The organism is Collinsella sp. BA40 (genome assembly GCF_008014645.1).
Lineage (GTDB): Bacteria > Actinomycetota > Coriobacteriia > Coriobacteriales > Coriobacteriaceae > Collinsella.
Genome location: NZ_VOWY01000012.1, coordinates 79729 through 106280, shown reverse-complemented (window position 1 = coordinate 106280; position 26552 = coordinate 79729). Strand labels below are relative to the sequence as shown.

At 63.1% G+C, this 26552-nt stretch carries 22 protein-coding genes; 4 read left to right on the top strand and 18 right to left on the bottom strand.

From position 1 onward, the window contains the following. Window positions 1-308 precede the first annotated feature (308 nt). The 4 genes from E4J93_RS06200 to E4J93_RS06185 all read right to left on the bottom strand — a co-directional run bounded on the left by E4J93_RS06200 (window position 309) and on the right by E4J93_RS06185 (window position 2969). Window positions 309-833: an Asp23/Gls24 family envelope stress response protein gene (locus tag E4J93_RS06200; protein ID WP_187231632.1), complete on the bottom strand. Its 525-nt coding sequence runs from the start codon at window positions 831-833 to the stop codon at window positions 309-311. An 81-nt stretch (window positions 834-914) separates the two neighbouring features. Then, window positions 915-1280 carry a DUF2273 domain-containing protein gene (locus E4J93_RS06195; protein WP_147588630.1) on the bottom strand — a complete coding sequence of 122 codons (366 nt, stop codon included), beginning with the start codon at window positions 1278-1280 and terminating at the stop codon, window positions 915-917. Between the two features lie 5 nt (window positions 1281-1285). Continuing rightward, window positions 1286-1825 carry a hypothetical protein gene (locus tag E4J93_RS06190; RefSeq protein WP_147588592.1) on the bottom strand — a complete coding sequence of 180 codons (540 nt, stop codon included), beginning with the start codon at window positions 1823-1825 and terminating at the stop codon, window positions 1286-1288. 337 nt (window positions 1826-2162) lie between these two features. Next, the gene (locus E4J93_RS06185; protein ID WP_147588591.1) at window positions 2163-2969 is read right to left on the bottom strand and encodes a YebC/PmpR family DNA-binding transcriptional regulator; all 807 of its coding nucleotides are present in this window, start codon (window positions 2967-2969) and stop codon (window positions 2163-2165) included. 357 nt (window positions 2970-3326) lie between these two features. Here E4J93_RS06185 and E4J93_RS06180 point away from each other — a divergent pair, with 357 nt between their 5' ends. Beyond that, window positions 3327-4379: an ABC transporter substrate-binding protein gene (locus tag E4J93_RS06180; RefSeq protein ID WP_222705699.1), complete on the top strand. Its 1053-nt coding sequence runs from the start codon at window positions 3327-3329 to the stop codon at window positions 4377-4379. Window positions 4380-4886: 507 nt separating this feature from the next. On the opposite strand, the gene E4J93_RS06175 is transcribed toward E4J93_RS06180, so the two are convergent. From E4J93_RS06175 to E4J93_RS06165, 3 genes are all read right to left on the bottom strand, one after another. Further along, window positions 4887-5648, bottom strand: coding sequence for an ABC transporter permease (locus tag E4J93_RS06175; RefSeq protein WP_147588589.1), 762 nt, complete (start codon window positions 5646-5648; stop codon window positions 4887-4889). Window positions 5649-5842: 194 nt separating this feature from the next. Next, on the bottom strand, window positions 5843-6682 hold the full coding sequence (gene lgt / locus E4J93_RS06170) for a prolipoprotein diacylglyceryl transferase (RefSeq protein ID WP_147588588.1): 840 nt from the start codon (window positions 6680-6682) through the stop codon (window positions 5843-5845). Window positions 6683-6800: 118 nt separating this feature from the next. Further along, window positions 6801-7076, bottom strand: coding sequence for a NifU family protein (locus E4J93_RS06165; protein WP_147588587.1), 276 nt, complete (start codon window positions 7074-7076; stop codon window positions 6801-6803). A gap of 156 nt (window positions 7077-7232) precedes the next feature. On the opposite strand from E4J93_RS06165, the gene E4J93_RS06160 reads away from it, so the two are divergent. Then, window positions 7233-8372, top strand: a complete 1140-nt coding sequence (locus tag E4J93_RS06160) for a DUF389 domain-containing protein (RefSeq protein WP_255431944.1) — start codon at window positions 7233-7235, stop codon at window positions 8370-8372. Window positions 8373-8407: 35 nt separating this feature from the next. Then, entirely contained in the window at window positions 8408-8608 is a 201-nt protein-coding gene (locus E4J93_RS06155; RefSeq protein WP_147588629.1) for a hypothetical protein, read from the top strand. A gap of 1763 nt (window positions 8609-10371) precedes the next feature. Here the strand turns inward: E4J93_RS06155 and E4J93_RS06145 are convergent. The 6 genes from E4J93_RS06145 to E4J93_RS06120 all read right to left on the bottom strand — a co-directional run bounded on the left by E4J93_RS06145 (window position 10372) and on the right by E4J93_RS06120 (window position 16395). Next, complete coding sequence (locus tag E4J93_RS06145) at window positions 10372-11181, bottom strand: hypothetical protein (RefSeq protein ID WP_147588584.1); 810 nt, start codon at window positions 11179-11181, stop codon at window positions 10372-10374. 210 nt (window positions 11182-11391) lie between these two features. Continuing rightward, window positions 11392-12063, bottom strand: coding sequence for a DUF4230 domain-containing protein (locus tag E4J93_RS06140; RefSeq protein WP_255431945.1), 672 nt, complete (start codon window positions 12061-12063; stop codon window positions 11392-11394). A gap of 121 nt (window positions 12064-12184) precedes the next feature. Next, window positions 12185-12826: a MerR family transcriptional regulator gene (locus E4J93_RS06135; RefSeq protein ID WP_187231631.1), complete on the bottom strand. Its 642-nt coding sequence runs from the start codon at window positions 12824-12826 to the stop codon at window positions 12185-12187. Between the two features lie 132 nt (window positions 12827-12958). Further along, window positions 12959-13813: a hypothetical protein gene (locus E4J93_RS06130; RefSeq protein WP_147588581.1), complete on the bottom strand. Its 855-nt coding sequence runs from the start codon at window positions 13811-13813 to the stop codon at window positions 12959-12961. Window positions 13814-14022: 209 nt separating this feature from the next. Next, entirely contained in the window at window positions 14023-15750 is a 1728-nt protein-coding gene (locus tag E4J93_RS06125; protein WP_147588580.1) for a protein kinase, read from the bottom strand. A gap of 189 nt (window positions 15751-15939) precedes the next feature. Beyond that, entirely contained in the window at window positions 15940-16395 is a 456-nt protein-coding gene (locus E4J93_RS06120; RefSeq protein WP_222705698.1) for a helix-turn-helix transcriptional regulator, read from the bottom strand. Window positions 16396-16639: 244 nt separating this feature from the next. Between E4J93_RS06120 and E4J93_RS06115 the strand changes: the two genes are divergently transcribed. After that, entirely contained in the window at window positions 16640-17782 is a 1143-nt protein-coding gene (locus tag E4J93_RS06115; protein WP_147588579.1) for a hypothetical protein, read from the top strand. Between the two features lie 610 nt (window positions 17783-18392). Here the strand turns inward: E4J93_RS06115 and E4J93_RS06110 are convergent. The 5 genes from E4J93_RS06110 to E4J93_RS06090 all read right to left on the bottom strand — a co-directional run bounded on the left by E4J93_RS06110 (window position 18393) and on the right by E4J93_RS06090 (window position 26266). Next, complete coding sequence (locus E4J93_RS06110; RefSeq protein WP_147588578.1) at window positions 18393-23006, bottom strand: 2-hydroxyacyl-CoA dehydratase; 4614 nt, start codon at window positions 23004-23006, stop codon at window positions 18393-18395. Window positions 23007-23008: 2 nt separating this feature from the next. Beyond that, complete coding sequence (locus tag E4J93_RS06105) at window positions 23009-23743, bottom strand: TetR/AcrR family transcriptional regulator (protein ID WP_255431943.1); 735 nt, start codon at window positions 23741-23743, stop codon at window positions 23009-23011. A gap of 194 nt (window positions 23744-23937) precedes the next feature. Then, window positions 23938-24810: an HAD hydrolase family protein gene (locus E4J93_RS06100; protein WP_147588577.1), complete on the bottom strand. Its 873-nt coding sequence runs from the start codon at window positions 24808-24810 to the stop codon at window positions 23938-23940. A 136-nt stretch (window positions 24811-24946) separates the two neighbouring features. Beyond that, on the bottom strand, window positions 24947-25756 hold the full coding sequence (locus tag E4J93_RS06095) for a ZIP family metal transporter (protein WP_147588576.1): 810 nt from the start codon (window positions 25754-25756) through the stop codon (window positions 24947-24949). A 90-nt stretch (window positions 25757-25846) separates the two neighbouring features. Next, complete coding sequence (locus E4J93_RS06090; RefSeq protein ID WP_147588575.1) at window positions 25847-26266, bottom strand: YbjN domain-containing protein; 420 nt, start codon at window positions 26264-26266, stop codon at window positions 25847-25849. Between the last annotated feature and the right edge of the window lie 286 nt (window positions 26267-26552).

Sequence of the window (26552 nt, the reverse complement as noted above, 5' to 3'; positions counted from 1 at the left end):
AAACTCCGCTCGATGATGGTTGAACAAGAAGGCGGACCGCCTCCTGCCAGAGGCGATCTTACGAGAGGCGCCCGGTCTCCACATGTGCAGCGCATGCGCGCGACATGACAAAGTGCCCGGGCGAGGGCATCTCCATGACCATCATCATCGTGTTATGTGCAAGCGTAGTAATCATGCGGACGAGAATAGCACGCGCGTTGCAGCAGATGCAAGGTCGACACATGAAAAGGCCGCCTATGTTACCAAACGCTAACATAGGCGGCCCCTCTCGATCGGGCGGCGGAATCGTCGCACGCCCCCGTTCGCTTCTACCCCTCGTTATCCTTCAAGCTGTCGAGCACGCGCTTCTGGCTCTCGGCGTATTCGTCGCGCGTCACGACGTCGTCGATACGGAGGTTGATGCCGGCGACCTCCAAACCGGTCATAGCGGCGAGGCGATCGGTAACCACCTTCTTCACATCCTCGAAGATATCAGGCGCATAGGAGCCGTACTCGATGATCACCGAGATGTTCACCACCACGCGGTTATCGTCGGTGACCTCCACGGATACGCCCTTGGTGAGGCTTTCGCCGCCGAACTGCTCCTGGACGAAGTGCATGAGATTGCCCTTCATGCCCAGCACATGCGGGACCTCGCGCGTCGCCATGGCCACGATCTTCTCGATCACGCCGTTGGAATACGTAAGCGAATCCTCCGATGTCAGATCGTCGTCATCCAGATCGGTAAGGTCGGCAACGACCTCCTCGGATTCCGCATCCGCGCTGTTCGCGGTCTCGGTTTCCATCGTCTCGAGATCATCGACCTTGGTATCGTTATTCTGTGCGCTCGTCATCGCATGCACCCTTCTCTTCAGCTTCACTCGGCACCCGAGCTGTAGCATCTGATTCCCCAAAACACGGCATCGATGCACGCGCTAGCCGCGACCACCGAAGATTCGCCGGAAGAAACGGTAGATACCGCCCTCGCCGTCGCGCGCCTGGCCGATGGCCGCGCCCACGACCACGAAGATCGCGATGACCAAGGCGTGCCACAACCCGAGCCAAAGTATCAGCACGGCCAGCAGCAAGCCGACGCCGGCGTACAGCACCGTATGCGGATGGGCGTCGGCATAGGCCCATGCGCGCTGGCCCGCACGCGAAAAGAACCCCACGGTCGTGTCGTGAAACGCCGAACGGGCCTCATCGGCCCCAACCTCGCGCTCGACGCGCGGGCGGCTGGACTCATCGGCCTCGGTGCTCTGCTCGATAACGGGACGCGGCGCCTTGGGCGCCCCCTTCATATCACTCACAGCTCATCCTCCTTGGTCACCACGGTAGTCCGGGCAGGTAGAAAACGAACGCGCACCGATGCGCACGACGTGCCGAGCATATCGCGCATCGCCTGCTCGACACGCGAGCGCATCGCTGCGGCGCGCACGTCGAGAGCCGTATCGTCAAGCGCGATCGCCTCGATGGTCACATACAGCGTATCGTGCGCCCTCCCCCGGATGCGCACGAGCACCCGATCGACCAGGACGTCCTCGTCGCGCGCGGCGGTACGCGCCACGGCTTCGAGCGCCGACGTGGTCACTTCGAGATCCGTCGCGCCCTGTGGATGGATGCAGCGGGGCTCAGGCTTATCGAAAACGACGCGGCCCAGCACGTAGAGCGCCTGAAGCGCGCATATGGCCATGCACGCCGCGAGAAACGCCTGAAAGGCGGGAAGGTCGAGCAGCTCGGCCGCATCGCGGGAGAACGGCCCCGCAAGCGACGATGCGAAACTCGCGAGCACCACGGCAAAAGCAAGGAGATAGATGATGGCGCACGCCTTCTTCAACCGTCCCATTCCGCCTCCTTTCCTCCTGTATCCACAACGCACGACACCAAGTCGGCGCGAATACGACGCATCTGGCCTTCCAGTATAAATCGCCCGCATCCCCGCGGCGAAGGAACCGGGCATCATCCGAAAAACTTAATTTGTTCGGAACCATCCCATCGGATAGCCGGACGGGCGCGGGTCGGCGTATGGGCGGGTCGGCGCGCGACCGGGCCGACGCGCGACCGGGTCGACGCGCACCGGGCCGGCGCATAAAAAAACCCTCCCGGCCCGCCATGGAGCGGGTCGGGAGGGCGTGCGATCTTATACAGCTAGGGGGAGATGGACCCGGCTAGCCCAAAGGTGCCTACTCCTCCTCGAGAGCGGCGATGACCTCGTCGGTCATGTCCATGGTGCTGTAGACGTCCTGGACATCGTCGAGCTCCTCGAGACGGTCGATGAGGCGCTGGACCTTCTTGGCGTCGGCGCCGGAAACGGCCGTAGGGGTGGTGGGAACCATGGTGAGCTCGGCACCCTTGACCTCGATGCCCTGCTCCTCGATGCCCTTGGAGACGGCCATGAGCTCGTTGGCAGCGGTCCACACGACCCAGTCCTCGCCGGCGTCCTCGTAATCGTCGCCGCCGGCCTCGGCGATGGCCATCATGAACTCTTCCTCGTCGCCAGCAGCGCCGTTGGCGATCATGGTCTCCTTCTTGGCGTTCGGATCCAGAACCTCCTTGGAGACGACGACCTGGCCCTTGCGCTCGAACTGGAAGGCAACGGAGCCGGTGGTGCCCAGGTTACCGCCAGCGTGCGAGAAGGCGGAGCGGACATCGGCAGCGGTGCGGTTGCGGTTGTCCGTCAGGCACTCGACGTACACGGCGACGCCGGCGGGACCATAGCCCTCGTACACGATGTTCTCGTACACGGCGGCGTCGGCACCCGAGCCGAAGGCCTTGTCGATGGCGGCCTTGATCTTGTCCTTGGGCATGGACTGCGCCTTGGCCTTGGCAACGGCGGCGGCCAGCGAGGCGTTGTTGTCGGGGTTGGGATCGTTGCCCAGGCGAGCGGCAACGGTGATGTTGCGGCTCAGCTTGGAGAAGAGGGCGGAACGCTTGGCGTCCTGCGCACCCTTACGATGCTTGGTAGTTGCCCATTTAGAGTGTCCGGACATGCGAGACTCCTATCGAATATGCGCATCGGTCGCACGGTCGCTGCGGATCGGTGACCCTGATTAAACAGACGTGGGAAATAATATACCGAATGCCCCTGCTGCGAAAGTATGAAATTTAGCGCGAGCCAAGCTCACATGCAATGCCCATGGAGGCGGCGCGCACCGTCTACACACCCCTCCGGAACCGCGCCGCCCTTCGCGCCCACCGCCCTACCAGATGTTCACACGCATGGCGGAGCGATTCCTATACTCGCGACCCTGAAGACCGTTTCACGCCGCGAGAGCGCGCGACGGCGCCCTTGCTTCGACGCCAGCCTCCACACCCCCGCAGCGCACGACCGAACAGGAGGACCCGTTTTGAACACGAACCTTGCCGACCCATCCTATCCAACGCGCCGCAGCTTCCTGGCCGGCGCCGGCGCGCTCGGCGCACTCGTCCTCGCAGGCTGTACCGCGAAAAATGAAAGAGATCGCGGCTCTGCTGCCGCCGCCTCCGCCGGCTCGGCGGCCGTGGCTTCCACCGGCCCCGCAACGGTACGCCTGGGCACGATGATGACGGAGGATTTCCTCCCAGGCTGGGTAGCCCAGGCCGACGTGCTCTTCCCCGGCTCCGTCGACGTGAAGATCTCGACGTTCCAAAGCGCGCAGGAGCTCTCCAGTGCGCTCACCTCGGGCGACATCGATATGGCGATGACCGATCCGCAGGTCTCGGCCTCCCTTACCGCAGGGGGCACGCCGGTACGGCTGAAATGGATCGCCCTAGGTGCCACGCCCGAACAGGGGCGCTTCGGCATCATGGTGGGACCGGACTCGCCTATCAAGACGGCGGAAGACCTGCGCGGCGCATCCATCGGCGTGGGCTCCAACACCGTTCCCGAGTACGTCATGGACAGGCTTCTCGAGATCGAGGGCATCGGCCAAGGCGACTTCGACAAGCAGGAAATCAAGAAGCTCCCGGTGCGCTACGAGATGATGACCTCGGAAAACGTCGGCGCCGCCGCCCTGCCGGCAACGTTGCTCGCGCTGGGCGAGATCGACGGCTGCACCACCATCATGGATGATGCCCATGATGCCGAGGGCAAAAACCTCTCGCAATCGGTCGTGGTGGTACGCGAGGCATTCGAGGACGCACCAGGCGGCGAGGACGCCGTCGAGGCCATCCAGCGCGGATGGGAGATGGCGGCCCAGGCCATCAACAGCGATCCCGAGAACTATCGCGCTCTGCTCGTAGAGAAGGCCAAACTCCCCGCGCCCCTTGCCAAGACCTACCCCATATCCCAATACCCCGCGTGCACACGCCCTACGTGCGACATGGTTCAACCCCAGCTCGACTGGATGCTCGAACGCGGCTACCTCAAGAACGCGCTCTATTTCGACGAGGAAAGCGGCGCGTTCGATCCCGCTCATTAATCTCTCGAGCCAATACGACCCACTTCCCGCACCCCTGCCGCCCATCGAGGCGGCAGGGGCTTTTCATACGGATGTCCCCGAACGAGCGCGCCGCACGCCCCTTTCGAGCTCCTTCCCGCCTCATGCAGGGGCCCGTCGATACGCGATGGCACTAAATGCCGATTTTGAGTCTTTGGGCACCCGTGTGCGAGGTGAATACTTCCTCAGCCGTGGAATATGTTGCGTGTTCCAGCACCGTCGGCCTGCAATGAGGGCACATTCCATGCCATCATCCGCAAACGGGCGCGTAACCCGCATCGAAATGGCACGCAAAGCCCTTCTCCGGGGACACAAAAGACTCAAAATGTGCATTTAATGCCAAGGCAACAATGACTGAACGCTGTTCATGTGCCATGCAAGAGCAGCACCGTTATTCCATGCAGATCCAATTGGAAAATATGCAGTTCCGCTGCCGATTCCAGCCTGCTTCGAACGTCCGGCACCGTTCGGCCTGCACGAGCAGCAAAGCTATGCCCTTCTCCACGGCGTCAAGGCGCGCTCAACCCCTGCGAGCGCCTCGTAGATCCCCACGCCCAGCACCGCCATGCCGATCATGCCGGCGAACATGCGCGGATAGTCGATCATCGACCAAGAGTCGACGATGAAATAACCCAAGCCCGTCGACCCCGCGATGGCCTCGGACAAAAAGAGCACTGCGATCGCCGTCCCGGATCCAACGCGAAGCGCCGTGAACAATTCTGGCAGCACGGCGGGCACCACCACATGGAGACATGTGCAGATACGACCCGCCCCCAGGCTTCGAGCGGCCAGGATCGACCCCCGCGGCACGCAAGCAGCAGCATCCCGAACGCTCGCCAGAATCTGGAAGAACACCGTGACCGCCATGAGCGCAATCTTCGACGCATCCCCTAAGCCGAGCATCACCAAAAAGATGGGCAGCAGCACGACCTTTGGAATGGGATAGAGGATGTGTAAGGCGGGAGAGACGAGGGCGTCCAGGCGGGGCGACCTGCCCAATGCAAGACCCAGCGGTATCGCCAGAATCGATGCCGCAACCAGCGCTGCCAGCACGCGATACAAGCTTATGAGAAAGGCGGGCAGCAATTCGGGAAGATAGGCATAGAGCACGCGGACGGTCTCAAGCGGCGCGGGCAGGGCGGGAGACGCGAGGACGAGCGACGCCAGATGCCAAAGCCCAAGCAGCGCCACCGTAGAGGCAGCATACGCAGCCACCTTCCAAGCGGCGTCGTGCACACGTCCGCCTTCCATGATTGCTCCCTTCATGAAGGCGCCCGTCCGACGACATGCCGAACGGGCGCGCACTCATTCCGTCTTCTTGCGCCGGTGCTCGCGAACCCCTGCCGGCGCGTCGCCTCCATCCAGACGCCGGCGGACAACGCCGACGCAGTGCCCCCTCCCTGGAACCATCGGGCGAAGCCAGCACCACGGTTGAGGCGAGGCGCTCACTGCTGCGCCGGCGCGTCGTCGACCAGCTTGGCCCGCTGCGGGCGCTTCGCGCGGTATGCATAGACCAGCAGCCCGGCGCCTATCGCGATCAGAGGAAGGCTCAACAGCTGACCCATCGTGATCACGCCGCCGAACAGGTAGCCCAGCTGGGCATCGGGCACGCGGACGAACTCGATCAGGAAGCGAACCACGCCGTAGCCGAGCACGAACGTACCGATAAACGCCCCCTGCGGAGGCACCGGGCGCTTGCGGCTCATGGCATAGAGCACCACGAACAACACGATGCCCTCGAGAAATGCCTCGTACAGCTGGGAGGGATGGCGCGGCATCTCGCCTGCGGCGCCGCCGAAGACCACGCCCCAGGGAAGGTCGGTGGGCTTACCCCACAGCTCGCCGTTCACGAAGTTGGCGCAGCGGCCCAGCGCCAGGGCGAGAGGAACGCCGACGATGGCGAAATCGGCAACCGTCCACGGAGACAGCCTGAGCATGCGGCACACCACGTAGCCGCCGAGCAGGCCGCCGAGCAGGCCGCCGTGGAAACTCATGCCTCCCTGGTTGGCAGCGAAGATCTCCAAGGGATGCGTCAGGTAGTACCCATCGCCGTAGAAGATCACGTAGAACAGACGGCCGCCGATGATGAGACCGAAGACCGCGCCCGTGACGAGCATCCAGATATCGTCCACCGTGAGTCCCATGTTCCAGCGTCGCTGCACGCGGTACGCCACGACACCCGCAAGGATAGAACCCACCACATAGGCGATGCCGTACCAATAGATAGTGAGGGGACCGGCCGAAAATGCTACCGGGTCGAGCATCTGGTAGAGCTCGTTGAGCATGGAGCAACCTCCTTGAAACGAGCGGCGCTGCGTACGCGCCGCTCTTTAAACGCGACGGGCGCCTGCCCGGCGCCCGTCGAATTTGCGCAACCGCACGTTACCGCGTGTATGCGCTCGATTAAAACGGCATGTAGTCGTCGTACAGATCGGACGCAGGGCCGTCGTTGACCGCCACGACGCGCGTGACGCCGGGCACGTGCTCCTTCAGGATGCGCTCCACGCCCATGGACAACGTGAGCTGGCTCATGGGGCAGCCGGCGCAAGCACCCTGCAGCTCAAGCGATACCACGCCCTCGTCGTCCACGCCCACGTACGCCATGTCGCCACCATCTGCCTGCAGGTTGGGGCGAATCTGCTCGAGGACCTCAAGGAGGAGTTTCTCATCTACTGCCATGGGGCAGTCCTTTCGACGAGCGCAGCGCCGTTCCGCCGGCGCGCGCAGCTCACACGTTATGCCACGGGTTGTACCCATGTGAGCGTACACTATACCACGCGGCCGCATCGCGCGGTCACACCGCACACGCCCCCAACGTCAGCAAGGTGAATCGTCGTGGCAAGCACCAATCCCGACCTTAAAAAGTATATCGACCGGCACCGTCGCCGCCACGGAGAGCGGTCCGCTCCGCAGCGCCTCTGCCGCAGCCTGCACCGGTTCATCCAGCACACGTTCAACATCCGCGAGGGACGCGCGCCCTACCATGTGATCCGCAAGCGCTTCGTCAACGGCGCGCGCCTCAACGGCAACCACATCTGCATCCTCATCATCGCTATGATCATCGCCTGTATCGGCCTTGATACGAACTCCGAGATCGCCATCGTGGGCGCCATGCTCATCTGCCCCATCATGGGATCGGTGCTTGCCATCGCCTACGGCGTCGCCACCTTCGATCGCGCGCTCACGCGCGATGCCGTGGCGGGACTCGTCATACAGATGGTGTTCTGCCTCATAACATCCACGCTGTACTTCCATCTCTCCCCCGTGGCGGGCATGACGCCGTCGCTCGCGGACAACTCGACGGCAACGGTATGGGACCTGATCTTGGCGCTCGTAGGAGGCTTCGCGGGCGGCCTGGGCAACTCGCGCGACCAGGAGCCGGCAACCCTCATCTCGGGCGTCGCCGTAGCAACGGCGCTCATGCCGCCGCTGTGCGCCGCGGGCTACGGCATCGCCGCGGCCAACCTGGGAGTGGCGCTATCGGCCCTATACGAGTTCGGCGTGAACGTGGTGTTCATCTCGCTATCCGCCATGGTGGTACTGGTGCTGCTGCGCGTGCCGCTCAAGCGCGACCTGAACGAGGACGGCGTTGTAACGGCCGAGGAGGACGCCGACGTCCGCGCGAAGTCGCACAAGATCCGCTGGCGCATCCTGCTGGGCACGGCCATCTTCGCTATTCCGAGCCTGTTCATCACGTCCAACCTCGTCAAGGCCGCCGACGATCCCACGCCCGATTCCTATGGCGCGGCCGAGACGGCCGAGGAGCTCGCCGTGGTCTGCCCGGGTTTCGAACGCTACACGGTAGGCCTGCAAGCCGAGGCGACCGGCGGCAGCGCGACGAACAAGGTAGAAGAGGAGCTCGTAGCACGCGTGGTGACATCGGAGGAGCTCGACGCGGCACAGCGCACGATGGCCGAGGAGCTCATCCGCCTCGACGTCGAGGGCCTCGACCGCGTGGAGTTCACGACGGAATAGACGCCGCTACATCACGATCGAGGAGCGTGAACGCTATGAAATTCGGCATGCGCAAGCCCAGCCTAAAGAAATCACTCGCCGCCCGCACGACGGGCAAAGCCAAGCGCGCCGTAAAGAAGGCGCTTATCCCCGGCTACGGCCAGAAGGGCATGGGCTGGCTGCGCGATCCCAAGAAAGCCGCGTACAACAAGGTCTATCGCAAGACCACCTTCGGATTGAAGGACCTGTTCAAGTAGGTAGGCCGGTCTGTGGCACGCAGCGGCGCCGCAGGCCGGCTCGTGCGCCCACGGGCATACCAAGCTGCAAGAAGCATGCTGTACGCCTCGATACGCTCAAGGGTGATGATCCATGATGCACCCGTATTTCGCATTCGCCGGCGGCACTGAAGTCATGCATACCGGCATCATCGAAAATGAAGGCGTTCGGAAAGCAATCGCGCATTTCGAGCTGCCCACAGGCGCGGACTTCCACTCCGTTCGCTGCGAGCTGCCATCATATACCTGGGAGTCCTGAGGAGGACGCTGTTCTGCAGCGGAGATCCACTTGATCGAGCGGTTCCTCCACGACAACGCCTATCTCATTTTCAAATACGAAGCCGAAGGAGACCTCGGAATTGCCTAGCCTCTTTATCGTGGGCGGCTAACGCCTTTTTAGGCAAACGAAGGCCGCAGCCCATCCACGTGCCTGTCTGCAAAGATGCATCGTCGCCAAACTCCACGACAGCTTGACTCACCCAGCAAGGCGATTGCGTCCTGACAAATAACGACGGCAAGATTCCAAAGCAGGCACCGACAGAGCCGCTTCCCATCAAATCTGGCCAGCATGACTATATCGACAGACGCTTGATTAAGCTCTATTGCGAGTGCAGCGCCTCCTGCTGCCGCTAGGCGACCCCACGGCAACGTCGGCGGCATATTCCGTATATCCAGAGAGTGCACCATGCGTCGCCCGAAGCAAGACAACGTATTATTACTAGCCTGGATTAGCGATATTCGTTGCCGCTTTGTTTCCGAAGAGCACCAAGGGTCTTATCCTTTCTAGCCTTCCTTCCGTTCGGAAGACGAATTGTACCCTTCGGCATACCATGCTTCTTTTCATATGATCCTACAGTGCAGTCGCTTCTCGTCTTTCGCACTTTACCAAACAACTGACGTCACCTCTTTTATTAAGCTCTTATAGTCCAATAATGCAATCGCTGCAAACCCATGCAATCAGCAAGAAAGCCGCTCCGATCGAATTGACAGGCCCCTTAAGGCTCGGGCCTGACAAGCTCCTATCGCAGATGCACCGATTTCATTACGACTCAAATGGTTTTGTCCATTCATCCACCCTTCAAATACAGGGTGGAACAACGAGTAGGCTTTTCGGCTAATTGCAAAATAGCAGTCAATTCATATTGGAGCTTATTGCCACAGTAGCAATCGTAAATCCATCAAGAACAACCAACACTAGACCACACTAAAAGCCCGTGGCATCGACTAGTCACCAGCTCCTTTTTGTCAACAACAGTTGAATCACCTAGACGCCCTAGTCGTCATCAGTGCACCAATCTTCTACCCCTCTGCGCCACAGTGAGGGCAAGTCCAATAGCCACATTCATTGTCCCCCCCATTGCGCCGTGTAATCCGCACCATCCAGCGGCATGTCGCAGTTGGGACAGGTCTCGAACATCGTTTCACCTCCCACAAACAAAAACGTGCAAACAATCAGTTGTCTTTGAATGCATAGAAGTCTGCATGTGAATCGTAGATGTTCTCACTTGAGATACTGTTCTTATGCCCGTACCCCGTACACTTCCACACATAGTGGTTGTCGTCAAAGCCATCTTGAGCATTCAGGAGCGCTCCGTAGCGATCGCGCCACCAATCAACATCTGGAAATCTATCGCTCATTTCCCCTCCTCTCTCATGCTGATCAGCTTGAATAGACTTTCTCATCACTCATGAGCCTTGACTGGCTTGGACGCATTCATATAAGACATCGACATAGCATGCAGCCATTATCCCCTCGCCTTGTTGTACGAGAGGTCAGCATCCAGCGCCGTAATCAACGACGCCTCAAGCTCATCGATCTTATTCAGGGAACACGGATAGAGCAGAATGTAAACGTGCTGCTTGTACTTCACGTCTGCGTATACATCCACATTGCCCAAGCCAATTAGATCGCTATAAATCGCTTTGCCCATGTTTTCGGACTTACCGATATAGATACCCTTGAAGTTGCTGAAGTCACCCTTCTTGACCACAGACGCATACGTGGCGATGGCATAGCAGCCGCTGAACGCCATATAACCATCCCCGATCATGCCCACGGGCGACACTTGCAATTCCCAGTTCTGCAGAAACTGGCCGACAGTCAATTTGTTACCGGCGCCATCTAGCAAAGCCTTTCGTGCAGCTTTGAGCATCTTTTCGCGCTCGCGCTCTTCAAATGCATCGCGGGCCCTTGCTCCGAGCGCTCGTCCTTTCTCGCCAAGCTGGTCGGAAGCATCTTTGACAGCGCCTTTCACTTTCCCGGCGCCAGCTGAAGCAGCGGTGGGCATTTTATCATGCGCTTTCTCGGCCATCTGAACCACAACGGGAGCCATGTCTGGCAACTTTTGAGCAACAACTTTCGCAGCCGGAGCAAACTTCTTTACGCCCCTTGCCACTTTGGAAGCAACGGGGCCACCAGGCAGGAACTCAACCGCCAGCAACGCGATTTCTATCGCAGCGTTCGCAGCTGCGGCAATATCGACCGCAGTCCTATCTTCCGCCCCCACGGGGGTTTCCACTTGAACCTGCTCTTGACCATGCTCTTCTACATCCATCGCGTCCTCCTAAACAAATGACCTGACACCATGTCTCATGCACAGATTAGACCGAAAAAAGATGCATCTGCAGACATATGGCGGGCCCTTCGGTCAACGGAAATCAATACCGCCCCTACACGCTACCCCCAGGACAGCACGGTCGCGTTGTAGATCGCGAACGCCACGATCGCGAGCACCGCGATGACGGCGATGACGACCAACGTGTTCTTACTCACCCTGCTCACCGCCTTCCGCCGGCACCCAGGTGATCTCGACCGTGCACCTGCCCTCACCGCACGCAACATCGAACATGGTCTGCAGGTTGGCCTGGGCGTTCGCCTTAGCCTGCTCCTTCAGCCCGCCCTCTTCTGCCTGCTGGTTGCTCTTGGCGATGCAGTCGCGCTGGAACGCATCGACATCCTCCACATGGATGGGGTTCAGCACGTTGTTGTGCTCCTCGAACACGCCCGAGACGTCCATGTTGGGGATGTTCTGCAGCACGGGCTCCGGCAGTGTCACCTTGAGCACGCCCGAGCTTTCGGGCTCCCAGGTTGCCTTGCCCAGGTCCACACTTGCCTCAATGCTGCCTGCATAGAGGTACCAGAAACTGTTTTGCGTGAACGGAATCTCAATCAAGTCGAAGAGCTTGTTCTTGTCTCCCGCCTTCTCAACGATCGTGTAGTCCTGCGAAGCCGTCACCATATCGCTACGATCGATAACACGACTCATGATCATCGAGGTATCAATGGTCTCGACCTGCGGCTCATCCTTGGGGTTGTACCACTGGAAAAACAGTACGCCGCCCGCACCCAGCAGCAAGCCCGCCACGAGCGCAAAGACCACGCTCTTGCGCAGGGCGAAGGTCTTGCCGCCCATCAGCTTCTTCATCTTCTCTTTCATGTTCACGATACTTCTCCCTTTCTCTTTCCCGATACGCGATGGCTAGCCGACCTCCCCATCTACCGCCAAGCGATTGCCCCAACGAACTGCCCATGGGAGCGCACTACGTATGCCGCATCGCCTACGCGCCCGTCCAACCGACCGCCGCCTCGACCAGCCGCTCATATGACCCCGGACCCGCCCACAGGTCGATCGCGAGGTCCATGCCGGGCTCGTCCAGAACCTGGCGCAACCGCATGCAATCCTGCACGCCAAATTGGAACTGCGGAGCGCCATCGACATCGGGGGCCATCGGGCGCGCAATGAGAAACCTCAGCATACCGACGGTCTCGGCGCCCAGACGGTCGTTCAGATACTGCTCGAGCGACTCCTGCGCGCGCCGGGCGCTCCCTTCGAGCGCGTAGCGCAGCACGCGTGCCCGTTCGCGCTTTGCCTGAAGCTCGTCGAACTCTTCGGCCGCGCGGTCCTCGACGGCCCTCAGCAGGTCGCACAGGCCCTCGACCCCAACCGAGGTATCCATCCTGGTCGCGATCTCGGGCAAGCTGAATCCGGCCTCGTGCTGCAGCTTGACCAGGTACAGCCAGCCGATATCCTCGACGCTATAGCTGCGTCGGCCCCATGAGCCATCGGCGGGCTGCAAAATCCCCGCGCCGCCGCGTCGACGATCGGCGTAGCACGACCGCGTGATATCGCGGCGTTCCATATTCAGAAGACTCACAACCTGCGAGATCTTCCATCCCTCTGCCGGCACACGCTGCCCCATGGAGCCTCCTCTCAACCATTCCATCAAGCCTGTTCAACGGTTGAACAGCAAGGCTATGAAGCGCGGGCGCGCCAGCAAGACCATGCGTCTCGCCGCGCGCCCTCGTTCGTCTCGATCACGCGTCCGATGTGCTTACGCCTCGATCTTGGTCACATACAGCGTGAGCCCCTCAATCGTCTTCGAGGACACCAGGTTGCTGTACTCAACGCCATCCAGGTCCTTCGAATACGTGTAACTCATCACCGTGTTAGGCGCGACGTCCTGATCGACGACGACGTACTGCGCGAGCGCGGCCTTGTCTTCGATATCGACCGCGGCGCCGTCCTCGGTCACGATCGTCAACCTGATCCAGCTATCACCGTAGCTGTCGGCGAAGAAGCCGCCCATGGTGGAGTAGCCGCATTCCGCCAGATTGCGCCCCACGTAATCGCGGATGTAGTGCGTGTACTTATCGGGCGATATCTCGAGCGGCGTCATCGCGGTATCATGCGACTTCCTGCTGCCCGTCTTGTCCACGGCCAAAACGATCTCGTCCAAGCTCACATACGAGGTGAGGTTCTCGTACTCGACGCCGTCCTCGTCCACCTCGAAGGTGAGCTTGATCTCGGTGTTTGGCTCGACATTTTGCCCCACGACAACGTACTGCTTAAGCAGCTCCTCATCTTCGGGATCGATAAACGTGCCGTCCGGCGCGACATAGACGATTTTCACGATGCCCTCGCCGTACCGATCGCGTCGGAAGCAATCGAGAGCCGTGTAGCCGATAGACGCCGCGTTCATGCCGCGATAATCCTTGACGTACCACGTGTACTTATCGGGCGACGGCTTGATGGCCACACGCTTGCCGAAACCCTTGGCATCGGGTTTTGCCGGCTGCTCCTGCGCCGGCTCGGCACTTCCGCCCGCAGTCGTACCGCCACAGCCGGCAAGGCCCAGCACGCCCGCCAAGGCGGCTACCGCCGCCGTGACCGCAACGCTCTTCTTCATCTCAGCACACTCCTTCGACATGATGCGACGGCTTCGCGCAGCGCGTTGCCGCCGCATTCCCTGATACGGTGTACCTGATTCTCTATGCTTTTGGAGCGAGAAGCTTCCCCTGCGAGGGGAAGACGCGCGGACGACGGCCCGCTACGGCGAGGGCACCGGATGCGGTGGCGGCGCGTCGGGTGCGGCGGCGCGTCGGGCCCGCGACCCGCCTACAGCGCCCGAGCGACCACGTCGACCGTCGCGTATTCGGGGCAGTCGAAGCTGTCGATCGAGAACGGCGCGCGCTCACCCGGATCTGGAGCCGTCACGTACCCGCTTGCGCCCGTTACGATAGCGCCCTCGACATCGCGAAACACCGCGGACAGCCACACGATTCCCGTCGTGAACTCCTCATCGCCTTGCTCGACCATCTCGACCTCGCCCGAAACCGTGGTACGGCCCGAAGCGCCACTCGCCACGGAGGCGCCGTGGACCTTGTATGCCGTAGGCTTGCCGGCGTACCTGCGTACCTGGAAGTCCATCGGCTTCTCCAGCGAAAACTCAACGGTCGCAGGCTTCGTGCCGTTGCCGCACATGCTCGCAAACGCAGCCGTGGTCTGAGGAAACAGGGCTCCCACGGCCTGCGTCGTGGAGAACAGCACGAAGCCGTCCTCGTCGCGGCCCGTGATGCAAACCGCGGCGTCGTCAACGGCAAGGTCCCCGCTCGCATTCTTAATGACGATCGCGAAATCAACAAGGCCGGCCTCATTCGCCCGCCAGCCGCTCTCGACGATTCGAAGCGACTCCGCAGCGCGCCGTACATCGTCTTCGCGCGCTGCTCCACCCCCCGAAGCGGGCCCGATATCTTCAACCCGACCTGCTTCCGCATCGCTCGCCGATAAAGGCGGGCGCGTCGGCTTGGTGAAGACCTTGTACGCGATGACGAGGCCGCCCGCGGCAACCGCGCCCGCCAGCATCAGCAGCGAGATGCTGTGGGCAATCGAGCGCATGCGGCGCTCGGGCGCATGCGGAGCATCGGATGCAAGCGCGTGCGGCGCAGGTTCCTCCGGCGCATCCGGGTCGTTCGCGGGCGCCGCGACAGGCCCGGCAGCCGACGTAGAAGCGTCCGCCCCATTGGCGTCGACATCCTCCCCGCGCAGCGCGCCATCCAAAGCGGCCGCGAACTCGCGCGCGCCCTGGTATCGCGCGCTCGGCTCGAAATTAGTCGCCCGCTCAACCAGCCGACGCGCAGACACGGGCACGCGCGACTCGTCGCGCAGCGCGGCCTCGAACTCGCTGATGCGATCTTCGTCGGGCTCGATACCCGTGAGCATGTAGCCCAGCAGCCGCCCGGCTGAAAACACGTCGGAGCACACGCCAGCGCGCGAAAAGAACTGCTCGGGTGCCGCGAAACCCCAGGTTCCCCGGGGGCGCACGACACCGTCCGCGAGCCCCGTATCCACCGCAATGGGACGAGCGTTGCCGAAGTCGACCAAGTGCGCGCCGTCGGCGGCAACGACCACGTTGCCAGGTGCGATATCCAGATGCGCCACGCCGCAAGCATGCAGAGCGGCAAGCGCCTCGCACACATCGCGCGCGAGCGGAACCGCCACGCCGGCGTCGAGCGCACCCGCACGCCCCACGAGATCTTCGAGCGCTTCGCCCGGCACGTAATCGCACACGACTACGAAGCAATCGGGCATTTCGTACGTTGCCACCACCTGCGGCAGACGGGGGCAGTCGCCGCAGGCAAGCGCCGCCCAAACCGAACGGTTCGCATCCTCCAGGGGCATTTTCTTGCGCACGAACGGACCGGCTCCCTCGATGGTTACCAGCTCCGTGGCGCCGTTGCGGCCCCGGGCGAGCACGCGCTCGACATGGTAAGCGTCGTCGATACCCATCGCGTGCATGATCTGGTCGTTGTTCAAACCGGGAATCCTCCGCCTATACTCAGCCATTCGCGCTCACCCCCTTCGCGCGCGCCGCGCAACGACAGGGCAAGCGCGACGATTGTAGGCCAAGGCATGGCGAAATGTTTCCCCTTGCAAGGGAAGACAAGCCCAGGTCCTGTGCCGATACGAAGCAGAAAGGCCCGCCGAAACCCACGGCGGCAGGCCGTACGAAGCGAACGCGGGCGCCACGCGCGCTCATCGCAGGTCGCCCGTGACCTTGAGGATCCCCCGCTCACCCAGACGGTAGAGCTCATCGTCGCACTCCTCGCGCGTGTAGCCGTGCTCGATGCACCAGATAATGATGGCATCACGCGCGTCTTTGGGCCACAGGATAGAAAGGCCGCTCAGGCGCAGCAGACGCTGCGTTTGAGCAAGATTGCACTCCAACGCAAAGGCGATTCGCAGGGCACCGTCTCGACCGGGCTTGCCCTTGCCCTCAAAACACCTATAGAGCTGCGGGCTCGACACGCAGGACATTCGCGCAAGCTGGGATCTGTTAAGCCCGCGCGCGGCGAGCAGCTCCGACAAATAGTCCTTCAGAGCGAAGTTGACCGTCTCGGCCTGCGCAAGGTACGCCTCGGAGGTGTCCGCCTCAAGCAGGCGCGACAGAAGGTCCTCAGTGAGCCGCTCGCGCTCCATCTCTTTCAGCATCTCGTCCCCTGTTCGCTCGCATGCCGTTTCCCACCCATTATAGCCATCGCGCCCGCCCTTCCCCTTTGGGCGAGCCCAAGCGAAGCGGCGTTGCGCGCGGTCCGCAGGAGCGAGCACCCGTAACGCCCAAACGACCCGTTCGCAGAATGCATCGGCATACACCGCGGCGCGCGACCGCAAGATGTGGGATACTCGTTGCCAGCGACTAGAACCGACTTTCGGCTTCGAACCGGGAGGAACCCTCGTGCTCGATGCGCGCGGTGCCAAACTCATCAAGAAGTACTACCTGCTGCCCAAAGCTGCCTGGTATTCCCTGGCAGCCCTGTTTCTCACGGGCGGCGTCGCCATCCTGCTCGTGATGATCGACAATATCGGGCTTGGCTCCAGCGGCTTTGGAGACATGCAGGCAATCGCCATGGCCGTACTCATGGTGATCGAGGGCGCCGCCTGCATCGCCTTCGGCATCGCCGCCCGGCGCGGCCTCGGCAGCGAGCGCTGGCAAGAACTCGAGCGCGAGGCGATGGGCGCCAACGCCGATATCGACTCGAACCCCGCCCTCGCGGGCGGCATCGGCATGGCTGCCGCAGGACGCCTGGTCGATACCTTGGACAACGACGATCTCGACGCGCTGAGCACGGGGCTCGAGGTCGCCGGCGCCGCCATGGCAACCTACGGCTTCTTCGACACCATGCGCCGCATGAGCAAGGCGGCGGCCGCGGTCGCGCACGTCCACGGACTGGAGCTCCCCGGGCTCGGCCGCACGCGCCTGCTGGTTATGGGCCTGCCGCTCCTGCTTCTGACGCTCGCCTTCGTCCCGCGCTTCATGGACTCCGCCGCGCTGGCCTCGGCCTCCCAGGAGGCGTCGACACGCACCATCCAGGCATTTGACACCGCCCTCGAACCAGTATGCGGCTACACCCTCGCCGACGAGCCGCTCGAGCATCGCCAGGACAGCGGATACCGCGTGAGCGGCAACATCACCGACGAGAACGACGACGCCGCGGCAAGCGTCGCAATCGAAACAGACGAGTTGGGCGCCGTCGACAGCGTGGCATACAACGCCGATGTCGACATCGCCCGCACGCCCGAAGAAAACCTCGCCTTCGCCGAGGAGTGCTTCGCGCGCTTCCATGAAGCGCTCGCGAGCGTCGATATCGAGGCAGAGGGAATCGAGCTACTGGATGCGGGACTCGTGCAGAAGCCCGTGCTTCCCGAGGAGTTCCGCCAGGCCTTCCTCACCGGCGACTACTACACCGCCCTCGATGTCGACCTCGACGACACCGGCACGCTGCGCGCCTGGGCGCTCTTCGATACGGAGCCCCAAGCGGAGTTCGACGAGTACACGAGGCCGCGCATCTCCATCTACCTGATGGCAAAATCGTACTAGCAGCGGCAAGCCTCGCTCAATCCTCCGCGCGCCCGCGGGGCCGCATGCTTTGAATCCGCACGCGACGCGTGCTCAGCCGCAATCCGCCGTGTAGCCGGCTGTAATCCGCTGCGCGATCGGCTGCCCGCATCACATTTGAGCCGACTCCGTTGCTCGAACTTCAATCCCCTTGCCCCAAGACATGGAAGGCGGCTCGATTTTGAGCCGAGAGCGCACGCACATCGAGCGATCGAGCGCGCAGCGGGGCCCCTAGAAGTGCAATTTTGCCGACTTTGCACATCAGATTTGAAAACCCCCGAGTACAGATTTGCCCCCGGCGAGAGAATCCGCTGGTCAGAGATTTGCTACAAATCTGGTATACAAAGCACATCGCGATATGAATGGGTAAAGTCGCCAAGATTGCACTGGAGGCACGCCATAGACGGTGGCGCGGCAGGATCTATCTCATTCAGCCCTCGGGTCGCCCTGCACTGGAGGCACGCCATAGACGGCGGCGCGGCAGGCGGCGCGAAGGCATCTCGAACCCCCAAAGTTAAGGCCTTGGACCGAGGGGGCATCCCCGATCCGAGGCCTGTTCACCTATGGTGATGCGGCATGCAAAACCATCGAGCTACTCGCCCTGGTCCACCCTGCTCGCACGCTTCCAATGCAAGCCGCGGCCCAGGCGACGGGCCACGCGCTCCACCTCGGCATCGCTCGTCAGATGATGCGGCTTCATGCGGCTCGTCACCGAATCGCGGCGGATGGTGGCGATGGGCTCCATAACGAAGCCCTTGCCCGCCCGCAGGTTCTCCTTGGCCACGCTGATCATGAGCTTGATACGGTTGAGCTGGTTGACCTCGGACGCACCGGGGTCGTAGTCCACCGCGACGATGTTGCTCTCGGGATGCTGGCGGCGCAGCTCCTTGATCACGGCCTTGCCCACCACGTGGTTGGGCAGGCACGCGAACGGCTGCGTGCAGATGATGTTGGGCGCGCCGTGGTCGATCAGGTCGAGCATCTCGGCCGTGAGCAGCCATCCCTCGCCCATGTTGTTGCACAGGCTCAGCACCTGCGTGGCCTTGTCGGCCATCACCGAGATCGGCTCGGGTCGCTCGAAGCGCGCGCTGCGCTCCAGCATCTCGTCCACGGGCGCGCGCATCCAGTCGATCATGCTGATCGCGCCGGACATCGCCGCACGCTCGGCCGCAGAGCTGCCGATCTCGTTCTTCTGCACGTTCGCGTTGCTCATGGCATACAGGAAGAAATCGAGCAGGCCCGGGACCACGGCCTCGCAGCCCTCGGACTCGATGACGTCGACCACATGGTTGTTCGCCGTGGGATGGAACTTCACCAGGATCTCGCCTACCACGCCCACGCGCGGCTTGGAACCCTCGCCCACCAGCGGCATGGTGTCGAACGCCTGAATGGCCTCGCGCGACAGCTTTGTAAACGTGCGGCGGCTGAACGACGGCGCCATGGCGCGAGCTCGCTCCATAAACTCCTCGAACAGCGCGTTGGCCGCACCCGGCGCGGCCTCGTACGGACGGCAGCGATAGAGCATCTGCATCATCAGGTCGCCGAACAGCACGCTGTACACAGATGCCTTGAGCAGGCCCGGCGTGAGCTTGAAGCCCGGATTGTTCTCGTCGAGCTTAACCGCCGAAAGCGAGATCACGGGAATGTCCGGGTGCCCGGAATCGCGCAGCGCCTTGCGGATGAGCGCGATGTAATTCGTCGCACGGCAGCCGCCGCCGGTCTGCGTGATGACCACCGCCGTCTTCGATAGGTCGTAACGGCCGCTCTCGATCGCCTCCATGATCTGGCCCGTGACCAGGATGGACGGGTAGCAGATGTCGTTGTTCACGTAGCGCAGGCCCGCCTCGATGGCTCCGCGGTCGGTGGACGGCAACAGCTCCAGGTTGTATCCGCCTGCTCGGAAGACCTCTTTGATGAGGTCGAAGTGGATGGGCGCCATCTGCGGGCACAGGATGGTGTAGCCCGCCTCGCGCATCTCCTCGGTGAAGCTCACCTTGGGGAACGCCGCGCTGGCGCTCTCGCGCTGCGGCTCGAGGCGGTACTTATGCGTGGCGAACACCGGCGCATCGGTGGACGGCGCCACGGGAGCGGCCTCGCCCTGCACGTAGGCGGCGCCGGAGCGCTCGGCCTCGGCCGCGCGCTCCGCCTCCTGGTCCTTGAGCGCGGCCATGAGCGAGCGCACGCGGATGCGGGCCGCGCCCAGGTTGGACACCTCGTCGATCTTCAGCACGGTATAGATCTTGCCGGACGCCTCCAAGATCTCCTGTACCTGGTCGGTGGTGAGCGCGTCCAGGCCGCAGCCGAACGAGTTCATCTGCACCAGATCCAGGTCGTTGCGCATGGTAACGAAGCGCGCGGCGGCATACAGGCGGCTGTGGAACATCCACTGGTCGACCACGCGGATGGGGCGCTCGGGCTTCACCAGATGCGCCACCGAGTCCTCGGTGAGCACCGCGAAGCCGAAGCTCGAGATGAGCTCGGGCAGCGCATGGTTGATCTCGGGGTCGTTGTGGTAGGGACGGCCGGCCAGCACGATGCCGTGCCCGCCGTTGTCCTCGATCCACTTCACGGCCTCCTCGCCCATGGTCTGGATCTGCTTATGGAAGCGCGCGTCCTCCTCGTACGCCGCGTTGACGGCGGCGTCGATCTCGGTGCGGGTGATCTTGGGCCCGCGCACGCGCCCACGGCCCGCCTCGGCGTCGGCCACGCGCTCAACCGCGATGAGCTCGTACAGACGGCGCTTCAGCTCGATCTTATCGTGGTACGGCACGAACGGGTACATGAACTCGATGTGCTTCTCGCCGATCTCATCGATGTTCAAGCCAAGCGCCGTAGGATAGCTCATCACGATGGGGCAGTTGTAGCAGTTGCCCGCCGTGGGGTCCTCCTTGCGCTCCCAGCGCACGCACGGCATCCAGATGAAATCGGGATCCTTCTCGATGAGGTTCATGATGTGGCCGTGGCTGAGCTTGGCCGGATAGCACACGCTCTCCGACGGCATGGACTCGATGCCCGCCTCGTACGTCTTCTTGCTGGAGTTGTCCGACAGCACCACCGAGAAGCCCAGATGCGTGAAGAACGTATGCCAGAACGGATAGTTCTCGTACATGTTGAGCGCGCGCGGGATGCCCACCGTGCCGCGCGGCGCATCGGATGCCGGCAGCGACTCGCGGTTGAACAGCAGGTCGTTCTTCTTGGCAAACAGATTGGGCGCCTCGCTCTTGCGCGTGCGGTGGCCGGCGCCCTTCTCGCAGCGGTTGCCGGTGATGAAGCGCCTGCCCCCACCGAAATCGTTGATGGTGAGCTGGCAGTTGTTGGAGCAGCGGCCGCAACGCGCATGGCGCTGCGTCACGGTGAGCGCGGCGATCTCGTCGGCGGAGAGCACCGTCGAGATGCCGGTCGCGCCGGCGCGGTCGCGCGCCAGCAGCGCCGCTCCGTAGGCGCCCATGCAGCCCGCGATATCGGGACGTACGGCATGCACGCCCGTGAGCTGCTCGAACGCGCGCAGCGTGGCATCGGACATGAAGGTGCCGCCCTGCACGATCACCTGCGTGCCGATCTCGTGCGGATCGCGCAGCTTGATGACCTTGAACAGCGCGTTCTTGATGACGGAGTACGACAGGCCGGCGGCGATGTCGCCCACCGTGGCACCCTCTTTCTGCGCTTGCTTGACGCGGGAGTTCATGAACACGGTGCAGCGGCTGCCCAGGTCGACCGGCGCCTTGGCCTCCACGGCCTCGGCCGCGAACGCGCGCACGTCCATGTTCATCGAGACCGCGAAGCTCTCGATGAAGCTGCCGCAGCCCGAGGAACACGCCTCGTTGAGCATGATGTGCTCGATCACGCCGTCGCGCACGCGCAGGCACTTCATATCCTGACCGCCGATGTCGAGGATGAACTCGACGCCCGGCAGGAAGGCGCGGGCGCCGCGCAGGTGCGCGACGGTCTCGATCTCGCCCGAGTCGGCCTTCAGGGCCTCGATGAGCAGCGCCTCGCCGTAGCCCGTGGTGGTCACGTGCCCGATGCGCGCGCCGGCGGGCATATGCTGGTAGAAATCGGCCATGATGAGCTTGGCGGTGCCCAGGATGTCGCCGTTGTTGTTGCCGTACCAGGTGTGCAGCAGCTGGCCGTCCTCGCCCACCATGGCCGCCTTCATCGTGGTCGAACCGGCATCGAGGCCGATGAACACGCGCCCGCCCGCATAGGTGGACAGGTCGCCGCGCGGAACCACCTCGGCGTCGTGACGGGCCTTGAACTCGGCGAGATCCGCCTCGCCCGCAAACAGCGCCGGAAGGCGCTCGACCTCGGAGCCCTGCGTGTCACCCAGCGCATCGATAGCGGTGATGAGCTGGTCGAACGTGGCAAGCGCATCGGACTCGTGCGCCATCGCGGCGCCCGACGCCACGAACAGGTGCGCGTTCTCCGGGACGATGCGATGCTCTTCGTCCAGCTCGAGCGTAAGGTAGAAGCGACGGCGCAGCTCGGAGAGGTACTGCAGCGGACCGCCCAGAAACGCCACGTAGCCACGGATGGGACGGCCGCACGCCAAGCCCGAGATGGTCTGCGTGACCACGGCTTGGAAGATCGACGCGGCCACGTCCTCGGGGCGGGCGCCCTCGTTGAGCAGCGGCTGCACGTCGGTCTTGGCGAACACGCCGCAACGGCTCGCGATGGGATAGATGGTGGTTGCGTTGGCGGCCAGCTCGTTCAAGCCGCTCGCATCGGTATGCAGCAGGGTGGCCATCTGGTCGATGAACGCGCCGGTGCCGCCCGCGCACGTGCCGTTCATGCGCTGCTCGATACCCGAGTCGAAGTAGATGATCTTGGCGTCCTCGCCGCCCAACTCGATGGCGACATCCGTCTGCGGAATGAGGGTTTCCACCGCGCGCTTGGACGCGATGACCTCCTGGACGAACTCGAGGCCGAGCCACTGCGCCAGCAGCAGGCCGCCCGAGCCGGTGATCGCGCAGGTCATCTGGGCATCGCCCAGCACGGCCGCGGCGCCCGCGAACAGATCGCGCGCGCAGGCGCGCACGTCGGTGTGATGGCGCTGGTACTTGGCGTAGACGATCCTGTTCTCGTCGTCGAGCACCGCGAGCTTCACGGTTGTAGAGCCCACGTCGATGCCCAGGTGCAGCGGACCCGCCGCGTTTTGCGGGTTCCAGATAGCGCCGTCGGACAGCGTGGAATTGATAGCTTCTGCCATGGTTAATGCCCTTCCTCGTGCCTCGCGGCCACGTCTTCGGATGCAGCCGGGGGTTCGGCGACCTTCATATTCATGAGGCGCAGCCCGTAGGCGGGAACGTTGATATCGATGGGCTTCCCGTAGAGGTCGCCCGGGCGCACGAACGCCACCACGGTCATGATGCACGCCATGGTGCGCGGGCTCTCCTTGAGGCCGTTTTGAAACCAGCGCTGCACGATGCCCACCTCGGATGCGATCACGGAGCTGAGGTAGTAGTCGAAGAACGTCCCCAGGGCCGACGGGAGGATGCCCGTCTGCATGCGGCCCGACACGACCGCGCGCGCCAGATCGAGGACCTTCTCGATGAAGGCGGGGTCGCCGCCCGGCCCCAGCAGCGCGCCGATAAGGTCGCCGTTGTCTTTGAGATAGGTGAGCAGCTCCACCGATCCCGACGCGGGCTCCGCCACGTCGATGCGCTCGTACAGGTCCTCCAGGGTGGCTGCCGCGATGGCGTCCACGTACACGCGCACCTCATCGAGCACCGTTTCCTCCACGCGCTCGATGAAATCGGGGATGTCCTTATAGTGGCTGTAGAACGTGCGGCGCGTGAGGCCCGCGCGGTCGGTGAGCGCCGCGACCGTCACGCGCGACAGGTCACCCGTCTCGGCGATTTCCGCAGCGAGCGCATCGCGCAGCATGCGCTGCGAGCGAAGCGAACGGCGGTCGCATTTCTGGGCGGCTTGGACTTCCAACGTCACGCGCCCCTTTCTGAGTTGTAAGGCTATTGCACTGTTCGAGCATTATTGCACAGTGTGTGAATGAACATTGCACCGTCTCGTTTTCCCCATAAAACGAGTGGCATATCAACACACAGCGCCCCGCCTCGAAATAGGGACAGGCACCAATTTGAGGCGGGGCGCTGAAAAGCGATATGGAGCAGGGGGATGCGAGGCTAGTCGATGCGCGTGTACGCGCCAACCGCCCCCTGCGCGCGAACCGTCGCGACCATGTGCCGCGGCACCGCGTACGCCGCGCAGCTGCCGATCACGTTGCCGGCAGCGCGCTTGGCGTCGTCGGCACCGTTGCCCGTAGCGTAGGCATGCTCGAAGCGCTCGAGCATCGCGACATCGTTACCGCCGTCCCCGTAGACGGCGACCTCGGAGGGCTCGATACCCAGGTAGCCGGCAAGCCATTCGAGCGCAGCGCCCTTGTCGACGCCGGCGGCCGTGATCTCGAACATCACGGGGTTGAACGGCGCATTGGTAGCCTCGCGCTCATGCTCGGCCAGAAAGGCCTTGAGCTCCGCCTCGAGACCGGGGTCCGCGACGCGGGCGTTCACCTTGCAGATATCATGCGCCACGACGTCGTCGGCGCCCTGGCCGAACACGCAATCGGATCGCATCTGACGACGGCGGATGCGCAGCGCAGCCATCTTCACCTGGGAGGCGACGCCGCCCTTCGCCACGAAACCGGACATCAGGTCCTCGAAGGAGCCGGTCACATACGTGCGATCGAGCCCTACGCACTCCAGGCACGCGCCTGGAAACGCTTCGACGAGCTCCTTCAGGAACACCGGGTCGATGGGATAGCTCTTGATCGCGCGGCCCGACCGATCGAGCACGATCGCGCCGTTGGAGCAGACCGCCTCGATCGGCACGCCTCGAAATCCGAAGTCGTCGGTCGAGCGCATGGTGCGCCCCGTCGCCACGGCGAAATGGGTGCCGGAAGCGGTGACGGCCTTCAGCGCCGAGCGGATGGCCGGGTCCATCATATGGGCAAGATTGAGCAGCGTTCCATCGAGGTCGCTGGCAAACAGCTTGATCATGCGTTCATCCTCCTGCAGCACGCGTCGCGATTCTCCACCCATGATACGGCAAGGCCCCGGCGATGCACGCCGCCGGACGATAGGGCGCGGTATCGCCATCCCAAGGCAAAAGACGAGAGCGGTTCCGGTCCGCACCCTAGCCCAGCGCCACGTCCAGCACCATCATCAACACGAATCCGGCGATCACGCCCAGCGTGCCCACGTTGGAGTGCTCCCCCAGGTGCGCTTCGGGAATGAGCTCCTCGACCACGACGTAGATCATGGCACCCGCGGCGAACGCGAGCATCCACGGCATGAACGGCGTGATCCAGCCAGCCGCCAGCACCACCGCGATGCCGAAGACCGGCTCCACGATGCCCGACAGGCTCCCCATGAGAAACGCCTTGCCCCGGCCCATGCCCTCGCGCGCAAGCGGCAGCGATACGGCGGCGCCCTCCGGGAAGTTCTGCAGCCCCATCCCCACGGCCAACGCGATCGCCATGCCCAGATAGGCGTCGGAAGCCGCACCGGTGGCCTGGGCGGCCATGGCGAACAGCAGGCCCACGCTCATCCCCTCGGGAATGTTGTGCAGCGTGACGGCAGAGACCAGCAGCGTCGTGCGCTTCCAGCTCGTCCGCACGCCCTCGGGCTCCGCGCTCTCGGGATGCAGATGCGGCAGGAAGGTATCGAGCGCGAACAGGAAGGCGACGCCCAGCAAGAAACCGCCCGCCGCGGGAATCCAACCGATCTGCCCGAGCTCCTCGGCTTGCTCGATCGCCGGATTGAGCAGCGACCACACCGAGGCCGCGATCATGACGCCTGCAGCGAAGCCCAAGAAGATGTGGTGCATGAATCTCCGGTCGCTGCGGAAGAAAAATACCATCGCGGCGCCCGCGGTGGTCATGAGCCAGGTGAAGCCGCAACCCATCGCCGCCCACAGCAACGCCTGTCCAAATGTATCGGTCATCGTAACGCCTCCTTCGAAGCACGGTTTTCACGTACAACGGACCCGTCGCGGCACATGTCCACGCGCCGTCCGCATCGGCAGCCCGAGCTGCTAGCACAGCACCGCCCGCACGCGCGGATAGACCTCGTCGAGCGTGTCGAACATGCGGCCCATCGCGGCCATGCCGAACAGGCCCGCCACCTCGGGCACCAGGAACACATCGGACGAGCAGCTCAAGCGGCCGTCGTCCTCCAGCACGAACGTCACCCAGCGATAGGCGCCGTTGAGCGCGTTGACCAGCTCGAGCGCCTGCGCGCGCAGACCGGGGGCGACGCATCCCAGGTTCTCGACCTCCAGATGCGCCCCTCGATCGTTCACGCGCAGCAAGATGGTCGTCGCCGGCAGATGGGCGCCCTCCCATCCCACGCGCACGGTATCGACGAGGTTCTCGTCATCGATCGGCGTATCGCTTCGATAATCGATGCCCGCATCGCGCAGGCTGCCCATCAACGCAAGCGAGTTGTCATACATATGCCACGCCCCCTATCGCCGGGCCGGCTCGCCGTAGCGCGTCGCGACCCCACGTCCGGTCCTAGATCTGTTCGTCCTATCCTACACTACGGCACAAGCTTTGCGTCATTTTGTTTCCCTTAGCTAACCTTTTATGGAAACCACGCGAAGCGCCCCTGGTCTTCGCAGCTCACATGCACTACCGCTCCCCGTCCGCTCACGGACGGCAATTGCAAGCTCCCATGCATACGGCTACATTTGGGTGTGGAGTGAATTTGTCACGGCGCCGGTGCGCACCAATCTGGTC

Bases quoted from the DNA above. Each gene is read 5' to 3' on its own strand.
- E4J93_RS06185 (WP_147588591.1), bottom strand. From the start codon at position 2,969: ATGTCCGGACACTCTAAATGGGCAACTACCAAGCATCGTAAGGGTGCG.
- E4J93_RS06200 (WP_187231632.1), bottom strand. From the start codon at position 833: ATGACGAGCGCACAGAATAACGATACCAAGGTCGATGATCTCGAGACG.
- E4J93_RS06130 (WP_147588581.1), bottom strand. From the start codon at position 13,813: ATGAAGAAGAGCGTTGCGGTCACGGCGGCGGTAGCCGCCTTGGCGGGC.
- E4J93_RS06135 (WP_187231631.1), bottom strand. From the start codon at position 12,826: ATGGGGCAGCGTGTGCCGGCAGAGGGATGGAAGATCTCGCAGGTTGTG.
- E4J93_RS06090 (WP_147588575.1), bottom strand. From the start codon at position 26,266: ATGTATGACAACTCGCTTGCGTTGATGGGCAGCCTGCGCGATGCGGGC.
- E4J93_RS06120 (WP_222705698.1), bottom strand. From the start codon at position 16,395: ATGCTGAAAGAGATGGAGCGCGAGCGGCTCACTGAGGACCTTCTGTCG.
- E4J93_RS06125 (WP_147588580.1), bottom strand. From the start codon at position 15,750: ATGGCTGAGTATAGGCGGAGGATTCCCGGTTTGAACAACGACCAGATC.
- lgt (WP_147588588.1), bottom strand. From the start codon at position 6,682: ATGCTCAACGAGCTCTACCAGATGCTCGACCCGGTAGCATTTTCGGCC.
- E4J93_RS06100 (WP_147588577.1), bottom strand. From the start codon at position 24,810: ATGATCAAGCTGTTTGCCAGCGACCTCGATGGAACGCTGCTCAATCTT.
- E4J93_RS06195 (WP_147588630.1), bottom strand. From the start codon at position 1,280: ATGAAGGGGGCGCCCAAGGCGCCGCGTCCCGTTATCGAGCAGAGCACC.
- E4J93_RS06110 (WP_147588578.1), bottom strand. From the start codon at position 23,006: ATGGCAGAAGCTATCAATTCCACGCTGTCCGACGGCGCTATCTGGAAC.
- E4J93_RS06190 (WP_147588592.1), bottom strand. From the start codon at position 1,825: ATGGGACGGTTGAAGAAGGCGTGCGCCATCATCTATCTCCTTGCTTTT.
- E4J93_RS06175 (WP_147588589.1), bottom strand. From the start codon at position 5,648: ATGGAAGGCGGACGTGTGCACGACGCCGCTTGGAAGGTGGCTGCGTAT.
- E4J93_RS06140 (WP_255431945.1), bottom strand. From the start codon at position 12,063: ATGAAAGAGAAGATGAAGAAGCTGATGGGCGGCAAGACCTTCGCCCTG.
- E4J93_RS06145 (WP_147588584.1), bottom strand. From the start codon at position 11,181: ATGGATGTAGAAGAGCATGGTCAAGAGCAGGTTCAAGTGGAAACCCCC.
- E4J93_RS06165 (WP_147588587.1), bottom strand. From the start codon at position 7,076: ATGGCAGTAGATGAGAAACTCCTCCTTGAGGTCCTCGAGCAGATTCGC.
- E4J93_RS06155 (WP_147588629.1), top strand. From the start codon at position 8,408: ATGAAATTCGGCATGCGCAAGCCCAGCCTAAAGAAATCACTCGCCGCC.
- E4J93_RS06095 (WP_147588576.1), bottom strand. From the start codon at position 25,756: ATGACCGATACATTTGGACAGGCGTTGCTGTGGGCGGCGATGGGTTGC.